9 protein-coding genes are annotated in these 10,063 nt (G+C 66.1%); 1 reads left to right on the top strand and 8 read right to left on the bottom strand.

Annotation, left to right across the window (positions count from 1 at the left end; translation table 11 throughout):
* Nucleotides 1-246: 246 nt before the first annotated feature.
* The 5 genes from AC04PT_RS12240 to AC04PT_RS12220 are packed head-to-tail and all read right to left on the bottom strand — an operon-like array spanning nucleotide 247 to nucleotide 6,439.
* A complete protein-coding gene (locus AC04PT_RS12240) occupies nucleotides 247-1,494 on the bottom strand; it encodes an NAD(P)/FAD-dependent oxidoreductase (protein WP_482873966.1) in 1,248 nt (415 codons plus the stop codon).
* On the bottom strand, nucleotides 1,491-1,748 hold the full coding sequence (locus tag AC04PT_RS12235; protein WP_482873965.1) for an acyl carrier protein: 258 nt from the start codon (nucleotides 1,746-1,748) through the stop codon (nucleotides 1,491-1,493). Before AC04PT_RS12235 ends, AC04PT_RS12240 begins: the two co-directional genes overlap by 4 nt.
* Nucleotides 1,732-3,231, bottom strand: a complete 1,500-nt coding sequence (locus AC04PT_RS12230) for an AMP-binding protein (RefSeq protein ID WP_482873964.1) — start codon at nucleotides 3,229-3,231, stop codon at nucleotides 1,732-1,734. Before AC04PT_RS12230 ends, AC04PT_RS12235 begins: the two co-directional genes overlap by 17 nt.
* Nucleotides 3,228-4,325, bottom strand: a complete 1,098-nt coding sequence (locus tag AC04PT_RS12225; protein WP_482873963.1) for an acyl-CoA dehydrogenase family protein — start codon at nucleotides 4,323-4,325, stop codon at nucleotides 3,228-3,230. The genes AC04PT_RS12230 and AC04PT_RS12225 overlap by 4 nt, the downstream gene beginning before the upstream one ends.
* A 2-nt stretch (nucleotides 4,326-4,327) precedes the next feature.
* Nucleotides 4,328-6,439, bottom strand: a complete 2,112-nt coding sequence (locus AC04PT_RS12220) for a lysophospholipid acyltransferase family protein (RefSeq protein WP_482873962.1) — start codon at nucleotides 6,437-6,439, stop codon at nucleotides 4,328-4,330.
* 114 nt (nucleotides 6,440-6,553) lie between these two features.
* On the opposite strand from AC04PT_RS12220, the gene AC04PT_RS12215 reads away from it, so the two are divergent.
* The gene (locus tag AC04PT_RS12215; protein WP_482873961.1) at nucleotides 6,554-7,540 is read left to right on the top strand and encodes a hypothetical protein; all 987 of its coding nucleotides are present in this window, start codon (nucleotides 6,554-6,556) and stop codon (nucleotides 7,538-7,540) included.
* Here the strand turns inward: AC04PT_RS12215 and AC04PT_RS12210 are convergent.
* From AC04PT_RS12210 to AC04PT_RS12200, 3 genes are read right to left on the bottom strand one after another with little or no spacing between them, the layout of a single operon-like run.
* Entirely contained in the window at nucleotides 7,534-9,198 is a 1,665-nt protein-coding gene (locus AC04PT_RS12210) for a rhamnan synthesis F family protein (RefSeq protein WP_482873960.1), read from the bottom strand. The genes AC04PT_RS12215 and AC04PT_RS12210 overlap by 7 nt on opposite strands.
* Nucleotides 9,111-9,620, bottom strand: coding sequence for a hypothetical protein (locus AC04PT_RS12205; protein WP_482873959.1), 510 nt, complete (start codon nucleotides 9,618-9,620; stop codon nucleotides 9,111-9,113). Before AC04PT_RS12205 ends, AC04PT_RS12210 begins: the two co-directional genes overlap by 88 nt.
* Entirely contained in the window at nucleotides 9,613-10,008 is a 396-nt protein-coding gene (locus tag AC04PT_RS12200) for a hypothetical protein (protein WP_482873958.1), read from the bottom strand. The genes AC04PT_RS12205 and AC04PT_RS12200 overlap by 8 nt, the downstream gene beginning before the upstream one ends.
* Between the last annotated feature and the right edge of the window lie 55 nt (nucleotides 10,009-10,063).

Below are 10,063 nucleotides of genomic sequence, written 5' to 3'. Positions count from 1 at the left end.
GTCGAACGCTCCGACTTCACTGTCCGGGGCGTTTCTTTTTGTCCGGACCCCAGAGCCATGATGCCCGCCAGCTCACCCACGAGCTCAATTGCCAAAGCATCGACTTCGGGCACCATTCTGATCTCCGTCTATACCCGTCACGGTTTGGTGCCGTCCCCGTTTCTCATATGCGCAGCCTAAGCTTCGACGGCCAAGGGACCTTCTCCGTCACGCAGCCGTCAGATGCCGCATCATCCCATCGCCTGCTCAGCCTGCCGTCGCGCCTCCCGTCAGCTCTTGCATCATCCGCATGGCCGGAAGCTGGGCCGCGGCTGGGTCGTAGATGCGGCCCGAGAACAGTTCCGCGATCTCGGTGGGGCGGTCGAAATGGGCGAGCTTGAGGAAGGCCAGAGGGTAGTCCCAAAAGGTGTTGATCAAGGTCTCGACCCGGTTCTGACCGCCGGCCACAAGGTCGCGGTAGCGCTGCATCCTGGCCGCCGCATCGTCCGGGGCGAGTGTCAACGCGGCCTCGATCGCCGGAGCCGCGAGAGCGGCCTCCTTGAGGGCGTTGGAGACGCCGAAGGAGAAGATCGGGTCGGAAAAGCGGTGCGCGTCTCCCAAGCAAAGATGCCGAGGCCCGGTGAATTCCGCGATCCGGTGCGAGTAGTTCGAGGTGCCCCAGACCTCGGAGACGGGCCGCGCCCCGGCCATGCGACCGGACAATTCCGGGTTGAGATCGTCCAGCGCCTCGGCCAGGAACTGCGCGGGCGTGCATCCGGAGGCGCGGTAGCTTTCGCCGGGGACCACGACACCGACGCTGGTGGTGGTCGAAGATATCGGGATGATCCAGGCCCAGTGGTGTTTCCGGCTGTAGAAGATCTGGGTATTGCCGTCATGGGGCGGAGCGTCGCGCGCGACATGGGTGAACTGGCCGTAGAAGGCGACTTGCTTGCTGTAGCTGCCCCGCTGGCGCGGCCCGGCCACGCCGGCGCGCGATAAAAAACCCGACAGACCCGAGGCATCAACGATGAAATCCGCGGCCAGCGTTTCGGTCCCGCCGTCGTAGTGGCCGAGGATGACGCCATCGGGCAGGCCCTTCGCGTCGCGTGTCACGGCGCGCGCGGTGGCCTGACGCAGCGTGCAACCGGCATCTTGGGCGGCGTCGAGCAGCATCCTGTCGAAGTCCGGCCGCCGCACCTGCCAGGTGGTGCCGGGGATCAGCTCTCCTTCGGCGCCGGGCTGGGCCACCGGCACCCAGAAGGCGGTGCGACCGTTCGGGCCATAGACGGACACGCCGCGCTTGGTTGGAAAATCCATCCGCTCGAGCGCGGTGCCAAAGCCGAGATCGCGCAGCATGACGCCGCATTCGCCGCTCAGAGATTCGCCGATATGTTCGCGCGGAAAGGGGCATTTCTCGACGATGACACAAGGGATGCCCTTGCGGGCGAGGCGCAGCGCCAGGGTGCTTCCCCCTGGCCCGCCGCCGATGATCACCACCCGTGGCGCAGAGGTCATGACGCGGCCCTCATGCGCGCCAGCATCGCATACATGGCGGAGGGGGTGATGAAATTCTCCTCGATCACGTCCTCGAGCGGAATGGACAGGCCCTGGCGTTCCTCGATGGCGCTGATGAGCTGCATGATCTGGAGACTGTCGAGCAGACCCATCTCGAGTATCGGGCTGTCGGGCGCCAGCGGCGCACCCTCGTACCTGAGCTCAGTCGCGATCCACTGGTTGAAAAAGGTCACGAACTCAGGTTCGGTCTGCATGGTCTAGTCCTTCGATCTGGTGGCGTAGGGTGGAGCGATCGGTTTTCCCGGTCGAGGATTGTGGCCAATCGGCGCGGATTTCAACCCTGTCCGGCATGGCGGACCGCGGCAGCCACGCCGCAAGGGCAGCTTGCAGGTCCGTTACGCTCAGCCCGGGTGTCGCAGGAGAGACCGCCAGCACAAGATCGGGCCGGGGGCCGCAGGCATTGACGACAAGCGCCGCCGCGGCCGAGACACCGGGATGCGCGAGCGCCGCGGATTCGATTTCGCCAAGCTCGATCCGGTGGCCGCGCAGTTTGACCTGACCGTCAGCGCGACCCAGGAAGTGCAGCACACCCTCGGCGTCGCGGCGCACCAGGTCGCCGGTATCGTGGCGCCGCGGGGTCTGGTGCGCGGGCGGTTCCCCGGCGCCGGTGACATAGCCCAGCATGACGCCCGGCCCCTCTACGACCAGCGTTCCGGCAGCGGACACCGTCAACGTCGTGGCGGGATCGCAGGCGCGTCCGATCGGCAGGGGCGCGTGATCGCTGGCCGGCAGCGCGTCGATTAGATGACAGGTCACCACGTTGGTCTCGGTCGGCCCGTACAGGTTGGCCAGATAGGGCGGCGCATCGCCCGAGAGGATGCGGCGCGCGGTCCCCGCCGTCAGAACCTCGCCGGCCGAGAGGACCCAGCGCAGAGCGCGCGCCCCGGGGCTCTTGGCGAAGAACCCCAGTCCGGCCAGCATCTGCAACTGGGTCGGGACCGCGTAGAGCAGGGTGGGGCGCACCGCTGCGGTAATTTTCGCCACCGCGCCGGGCATCCGGGCCTCGGCGGCCGAAGCAAGATACACCTCGGCGCCGAGCATCTGGCTGGCATGGAGGTCAAGCACCGACAGGTCGAAATGCAGCGGCGCGAGGCTGACGAAGCGGTCCTTGCCGGTCAGGCCGAACCGCCGCACCGCCCAGTCGATGAACACGCTCAGGTTGCCATGCGACAACAGCACGCCCTTGGGCGGCCCGGTCGATCCGGAGGTGGCGAGCATCAACGCGGGGCTGTCGGGGCCAAGCACCGCTGGCGGTCGCGGCGGGCGCAGGGGCATCGCATCCGTCGCGTCGCAGGGCAGGCGCAACCAATGCTCGGCGCGCGCCGAAAGGCTGGCTGAAAGCTCGGGCGTCGTCACCACCAGCCGCGGGGCGAAACGCGCGATCATTTCGTCCAGCCGACGGGGCGGGGCCTCTGCATCCACGACGGTGGCCACCGCGCCAGTGCGGAAGGCCGCGAGAATGCCCAGCGCTGCGACCGGCCCCTTAGGCAGGACAAAGACCACGCGATCCCCCGGACCGAGGCCGATCTCCGACAGCCATCCGGCGAAGCCGTCGCGCAGGGCGGCGGCGCGGACCTGATCAAGTGCGCCGTCTGAGCCCCAGCGCAGGGAGATGCGCGCCGGGTCGGGTTGGCGCGCAAGCAGCCGGTCGACAAAGAGCGGGCCGGGCGCGGTCATTGGGCGGGTCGCGTCGCGATGGCGCGAAGCTGCGCGGTGGCGGTGCCCGAGGCGGTCAGAACGCCCATGGTGTCGGCCACCGCCGTCGCCAGTCCCATCTCGTCGCGCCAGCCAGCGCCAGCGGCCAGTTCCTGGCACTTCTGGGCAAGGCTGGCCAGGGCCTCGGCCACGACGAATTTGGTCACCGCCGGGGTCCGGATCGCATCGCTTCCATGCACGACGCACCAGGCGCCGCGGTAGAGCGTCCAGCGCGCCGCCTCAAGACGGGCGGAAACCTCGGCCAACGCCAGCCCGAGCGACTGGTGTTCACGTGCGGGCCGCTCCAAATGGCGTTCGAGCGCTACAAGGTCGCGCTGCGCCGCACCGACGAAACCGGCAAGGATGCAGGACCGCTCGGCGCGCATTGCGGTGAGCGTCGCCATCAACCCTTGGCCCGGACGCCCGACCAGCGCTTCGGGCGGCAGCCGGACACCGTCGAGCGTGACCTCAGCCATCGGCGACCCGCGGAGGCCGATCGGGCCCCCGATGGCGCGGGTCCGCAGCCCGGCCGTTTCGGCGGGCACGGCGAAGAGCGAGGTGGCGAAGGCCGGGCTAGCGGCGTCCGGGTGACGGGCATTGACCAGCAGGACATCGGCGAAGCTGCCGTTGGTCACGCAGGTCTTGGCCCCGTTCAGGCGCCATCCGTCACCGTCGCGCACAGCCAGGGTCGCGAGATTGGCGGTGTCGGACCGGCCGCCCGGTTCGGTCAGCGCCAGCGCGCCCACCGCCGTGCCGCGGGTCAGCCGGTCCAGCCAGGTCGTGGCCGCCGGCGAGGGCGCGAAGGCCCGCAGGGTCATCGCTACGCCAAACAGATGCGCCCCCATGGCGAAAAGCGCCGAGCGCGACACCCCGGCGCGACCCAGCGCCTCGTGAACCAGAACTGCTGTCAGGGCGTCGCATGCGCCGGTCTCGTCCGCAGCGGTCAGCCAGCCGTGATCGCCCGCCGTCGTCCAGAACCCGCGCGAGGTGGTGGCGGGCAGGGGCGCCAGCCGTGCCGCATCGGCCTGGGCCTTGGCCTGGAGGTCGCGCTGACGGAGGCTGGCGGAGAAGTCCATGCTCAGGGCCCGGTCACTTCGCGGGCCTGAAGGGGGCGCTGGAGATAGGTGTTCAGATACTCTCTGGGGATCGCACCACGGCTGTTCAGCCACAAGGTCTCAACCCAGTCGCGGTAGCGGCTCAGCAGCAGAGTCGTCGTCTCTTCCAGCGTGGCCTCCTGCGGCACTTGGCCAAGCGCGTGCCCGAAGGATATCTGCAGCGTGCCCTCCGGCGTCAGGTGGTTCGAATATGTCAGCAGGAGCGGCTTGCGCTTGTGCGCGAGATGACAGAACCCTTCGGCGAAGTGATGATCGCGGCCAAGAAACGGCAGCTTCCGCCCGGTGCCCTTCCAGACGTCGGGCAGGATGTGCACGAGATGGGTCTTTGCGACCAGCGCGTCGTCACAGGCCTTGAAAACGGCCGCCGGAAACATCGTGCTCGAGGGCAGGTGCCGGAAGGTGTCTTTCATGCGGATGGTCAGGGCTCCGTCACCGACGTTCACGATCGGAACCCCGAGGTGCGAGAGGGCGGCCAGACACAGCCAGCCCACGCCCACATGGCTGCCGATTAGAAATACCGGGCGGTCTCCGTGCAGCGCCGCGTCCAGCAGATCGCGGTTCTTTAACCGCACCTTGTCGCGCAGGTCGGGCCCGGTGTCCTTCGCCAGCTTGTTGCCCAGCAGGCTCTGGAGGGTCAGCCATTCGGTCAGCCCGGCAAAGGCCATTTGCTCGGGCGGCACGCACAGCCCCTGTTCCCGGCAGAACCGCCGCAGCGGGGCGAGATCGAGGCCATCGAACAGCGGATGCGGCGCGTCCCCCGCCATCTGGCGTGCGACGCGCCCCAGATAGGCAAATGCGCCGTCCCAATCGAGACCCTGCAAACGCCCAAGTTCGTTGTCCCCGAACCCTTCGGCCTGTGCAACACCCAGCAAGGCAATGTGGGCATGGATCTCGGCCAAGGTCTTGCCGGGACCGGTCACGTCCCGATTGATGATATTATGCAGCAGCGGGTTGATCTGCGGCGCGGCGAAGTCGCCCTTGGCGTCCAGGTAGCCTCGGGTCGAAAAGTCCGGCGAAGGGTCCCAGCCCATCCGCCAGCCCGTCACGGCGTAATGTATCGCCGCTTCCTCGGCGGGGATACCATAGCGCGTCTCATAGAACGGACCGTCGACCTCGTCCCTGATCGCGGCGACGGTTCTCATGACAGGATCGTCGTCTTCATGCGGGTCACAGGCGCCGATGCTGCGCGCGTGTGCTGCGGCGTTCGGTGCGCGGCCCTCGTACTGGCCGAATCCCAGGTAATGCAGGAAACCGTCATCGCTGTCGGAGATGTCCGGGTTGGCCCGGGCATAGAACGCGCGCGAGAACCCGGGATTCGGGTCGCGCTTGTCACCACGTCGCCGAAGATAATGCGCGCTGAGCTCGAAAGGCGTCTCTCCCTCGGGCAGTTGCGAGATGTAGTGATCCCGATCGATGTAACGCTCCAGTAAGAATTCGACCGCCTCCTCGTTCGGAGCGAAGGTTGCAATGGGTCCCTTTGCATCCCGCCCTGCATCGGCGCCTGCGCTGTCCGTGCGCAAGTAATGGTGGAACGGGTTTTCACCGGTATGTCTCAGCTCGGGGTAAGCCTGCAAATGTCTGCTGGCCACGAAGTCGACGTTCGGCGCGCGGCCTTCGCGCCAGCCGTTCGTGCAGAAATGCCACAGCGGATCGACCTTGGCCCGGGCCACGTCCGGATTGGCGCGCAGGTAGAAGCCGGCGTCGAAGGCCGTGGCGACGAGTTCCATTTGCTCGCGCAACAGCCGCTCTGAATCATCCTGTTGCACGGCGGGGGCTGTCGCGACCGCCGGCCCGACCTCTGGCCCGACCCCCGGCCTGAGCGCGCGGCCCTCCGCCTTGCCGTGGCGGATGTAATGCAGCAGGGGATTCATCCCCGCCTGCCGCACGTCGGGATTGGCCTGAAGGTAGCCTTCGGTCGAAAAGCCCGGCGCGGGGTCAAGCCCCGCCTGCCACCCGATCCCCAGGTAATGCGACAGCGGATCCATGGTCAACGGATCATCGAGCTGCCCGGAATAGTATGCCGCATCAAAATACTCGGCCAGAGCCGCGACCATTCCATGGTCGTCCTCGCGCATGGGAACCTGCCTCACGATGTTCGCTCAGTCGGCCGGTTCTGCGACAGGCGCTCTTGACTGAATTTGACTGCAATGTTTTGAGATACAAAAGAAACCTATGTTCGGAGACAGGCCATGTCCCATCTTGTCATACACGCGGGGCAGCATAAGACAGGCACCACATCAGCGCAACATCGTCTTGCGGCCAACCGCGCGGTTCTGGCCCGGCATGGGATTGTCTATCCGGACACCACCGGCACCGACGCGCATCACGCGATGGCCGGCCGCGGCACGGGGCCTTCGGAGGCCCTGTCCGGGGAACGCGATTATCACGCCCTCTGGCAGGCGGTGGCCGACCGGCATGCGGACTCCGATGACGTTGTCTTGCTGAGCAGCGAAGTCTTCAGTGCCGATCTGTCCCACCACGGACCCGAGGGCGACGGGCTCGGCCCTTTGCTGAAAAGGTTCGACCGGGTCACGGTCGTGTTGATCCTGCGGCAGCCGATCGCGCTTCTCCAATCGCTGTTTCTCATGAAATCGAGCACACCGTCCGCCGCAAGCTGCGCCGGGTTCTTCGCCTATGCGGTCTCGCCGGGCCGCGCCGTGGGTTTCGGAGCGGAGTTGCTGGACATGATCGGGCAACGCTTCCCCGGCGCCGATCTGATCTGCGCCTCCTACGAGCCGCTGGCACAGACGCCCGACGGGGTGCTCGATTTCATTCTCGCCGCCACCGGCAGACCTGTCCGCGGTGCTGACCTGCCCGCGAGCGGTGAGGCGTGGCAGAACCGGACCGGGCTGCCGCTCCCGACCTACATGGCGCGCTGCATCGCCGACCATCCGATGTCCGTGGACGACAGATTGATCGGCTATGCGCAGGAGGCCCTCGAGGCGCACTTCGGCCAGCTGCCCGGCACCACCTGTTTCACGCGGATTGAACTGGCGCGCTACGCTCCGATCCTCGCGGAATGGCGCGAAGCGCTGCGCGCGCGGCTTGGCCCCGACACCCTGGTCGAGCCATTCAGGATGCCTGCCTACGACGGCTTCCTGCACCGTGATGACCTGACTCAGGGCAGCTGGCTGGAAGTGTGTCGCGTGCTCAACAGGCTGCGTGAGCTTCAGTAAAACTTTTTGGAGGCGTCGCCAGTGTCCTCGGCCGCGTCGAGTATCATCAGTTGCTGGCCGCAGGTCCATCCCGCCAAGGCCATGACCCTTTCGATGGCATGGGCGAGCGTGCCATCGAGTTGCCCGGCCTCCTCCTCGAAATCTTCGGTCTGAATGTCCAGATCGGCGAGCGGTTGCAGCGCAGACAGCCGGGCATAGAACATGGAGCCGGCGATAAAGTGCCCCTGCTGGCGACAAAACCCGATATCGAGATTCAAGCGCCGGACCAGGGCGCTGACATGGGTGCCATTGCGCAGGATGTAGGGGGTCAACGGTAGCACATGGCCAGCGGGACCGGCAAAGCCGATGTCCTTATGGCTCTGCAGCATGTCGGTCGCGAACCGCATGTTGGCCGGGTCGGTCAAAGGCCGAAACAGGGCATCCGCCCAATCGTTGCCATCCGTCCGGTGTGGCGATTTCTTGGTATGGAGTTTCAGAACGTAATCGTGGCCCTCTTCGGTGAGCCTCGGCAGTTGGGCGAGAAAGGGCGCGATGTCTCGTCCACGATTTTCGACCACCTGAATTTCGTGTTCCAAGCCGGACCGCGCCAGTTCCGCCACGATCTCTTCTTCCCGCGCCGATATCGTGGTGACGTAGAGCTTCATTGGCCAATCCGAGGCGGCCAGCAGTTCGAGAAGGCGGCGGGCGACGTCGGGGTAGAAGGCATGCAGGCAAACCGCCAGAGTCGTCTGTCGCGGACCGCGCGGAATGGTGGCGAGGCCGCCGTCGGTTCGGCCCTCTTCTTGCGCTTCGCTACGTGCGGTCTTGGCGCTCGCCGACGAGCCGACGACGACCATGTCGTTGAGTGCAGGCAGGCCGAAAGGCCCTGGCGCAACCTGCGGAAAGCCGTTGATCCGCCCTTCGGTCAAGAAATCGAAAAACGGCCGATTGGGCGAATGCCCCGACTGCCGCCGACGCGCGGCCCAAGTATCGGGGTGGAACCTCGGCGAGGGTGAGCGCCCGCGCCCATCGCCTAGCGAGGCAAAATCGAGGATCGCCTGCCACGGTGACAGGTCGGCGGTCTCGGTCTGATCCGACAGATGCGCGGGATCAATCCACTCGGAAACCTCGTGATCCAGCGTTTCCGCGCGCAATTGGCCGAGTGCCTCATCTATCCCGGGGGACAGCCACGGGCTCAGCGAGACATCCAAAGTCGAGATCACGTCCAGAGCCTGCCAGGCCGTGGCCATATCCGGCCTCAGATCTGGCCGCATCCGCAAAACATATGCGAAATCGATCAGCGGGTGCGGCCATGGCCGAGACAGCGGGCCAGCAAAGGCAAAATCCAGCAATTGCGCGACGGGATCGTCGATCTTGTAGAGCCGGGCATAGTGCGCCGTATCGATCAGCGGGAATAACGCCGGCCGCGCTGTCGCTGGGACAAGGGGGTAGAGGTCAATCAGTTCTTCCGGCAGGAAGATCTCCGCACCCGTGACCCGCCGTGCCGTATCCTGACAGATCAGGTTTCGGTTCAGCACGACTAAGAGCAGATCGAATAGGGGCTTCAGGTCGCGGTCTGTGTTCTGTGTCATCACGAGCCAGTCGTCGAAGCTTCCTCCGGCTTCGCCAAGACGATCGGGGGAGGGGGCGGTGGCGTGAGGCTCAGAAGCCGCCGCCATCGGGCGAGCGTCTCCATTGCGGCGCGGTTGGGCGCACGGCCTTGCCTCTGACCCTCGCCACGATAATGATCCAGTGCCGATTGGTAACGGCCCTGAGCGACCGCCCGCCGCGCTTCGGGATAGGTGTCGAGATACCAGAGCTCGTCGAAATTGCGTGGCATGGCGCGCATTCCCGCGAAATAGCCCGTCTCCGAGAAATGCTCGGTAACGGTCTGCGCTTGGCCCCAGTCCAGCTCGGCCTCGTGCTGGTAGGCCTGCATGTATTCGCGCTCGTTTAACGGCATCTGCGAGAGCGTCATGCTCAGCAGCCCGCGCAGCAGCGCCCCGTCGATTTCCACCCGGTCGACGGTTTCGAGGCGCTCGTCCTCGGGCAGACCCAGACGGCGCTCCAGGGCCGCGAGATCGGGATAGACGTCAGTCATGGCTGAAGCCTTGCACCGAAACGAGCACCACGCCAAGGCGACGGTCGTCCGGGTCCGGGGCGCGCAGCGACCGCGAGCAGCGAATCGAGAGGTTGAAATCGCTGGTTTGCCGGTCTGCAGGCAGCGCCACCTCCAGCGCGTGAAAACTGATCTCGGGCACGGCAAAGACGTGGCTGGCAAGGTGTTGCCTTCCGGCGCGAACCGCCACCTCTTGCGTGACCCCGTCGGCATCGCGAGTGGCGGGGCGGTAGATCTCCAGGCGCAGATGCGTGACCGCGGTTTCCAGTCGTGACCACTGCAGTACGACGAAGGGCGTAATCCAGCCATCGCTGTACCAGGTTCCGCAAATCGCCGTCGGAGCGCTGCTGGGAGCAGCGAGCATGTTCATGTTGCTTGACCCCCTCGGCAGATGCGCCTGCCTGCGCTTTGATAGTATGATCGCA

This window comes from Litorisediminivivens sp. KMU-197 (genome assembly GCF_056858395.1).
Note: the sequence above shows the minus strand (reverse complement) of the source record. Positions and strands in the feature narration are given on the sequence as shown.

Bases quoted from the DNA above. Each gene is read 5' to 3' on its own strand.
- AC04PT_RS12240 (WP_482873966.1), bottom strand. From the start codon at position 1,494: ATGACCTCTGCGCCACGGGTGGTGATCATCGGCGGCGGGCCAGGGGGA.
- AC04PT_RS12235 (WP_482873965.1), bottom strand. From the start codon at position 1,748: ATGCAGACCGAACCTGAGTTCGTGACCTTTTTCAACCAGTGGATCGCG.
- AC04PT_RS12230 (WP_482873964.1), bottom strand. From the start codon at position 3,231: ATGACCGCGCCCGGCCCGCTCTTTGTCGACCGGCTGCTTGCGCGCCAA.
- AC04PT_RS12225 (WP_482873963.1), bottom strand. From the start codon at position 4,325: ATGGACTTCTCCGCCAGCCTCCGTCAGCGCGACCTCCAGGCCAAGGCC.
- AC04PT_RS12220 (WP_482873962.1), bottom strand. From the start codon at position 6,439: ATGCGCGAGGACGACCATGGAATGGTCGCGGCTCTGGCCGAGTATTTT.
- AC04PT_RS12215 (WP_482873961.1), top strand. From the start codon at position 6,554: ATGTCCCATCTTGTCATACACGCGGGGCAGCATAAGACAGGCACCACA.
- AC04PT_RS12210 (WP_482873960.1), bottom strand. From the start codon at position 9,198: ATGGCGGCGGCTTCTGAGCCTCACGCCACCGCCCCCTCCCCCGATCGT.
- AC04PT_RS12205 (WP_482873959.1), bottom strand. From the start codon at position 9,620: ATGACTGACGTCTATCCCGATCTCGCGGCCCTGGAGCGCCGTCTGGGT.
- AC04PT_RS12200 (WP_482873958.1), bottom strand. From the start codon at position 10,008: ATGAACATGCTCGCTGCTCCCAGCAGCGCTCCGACGGCGATTTGCGGA.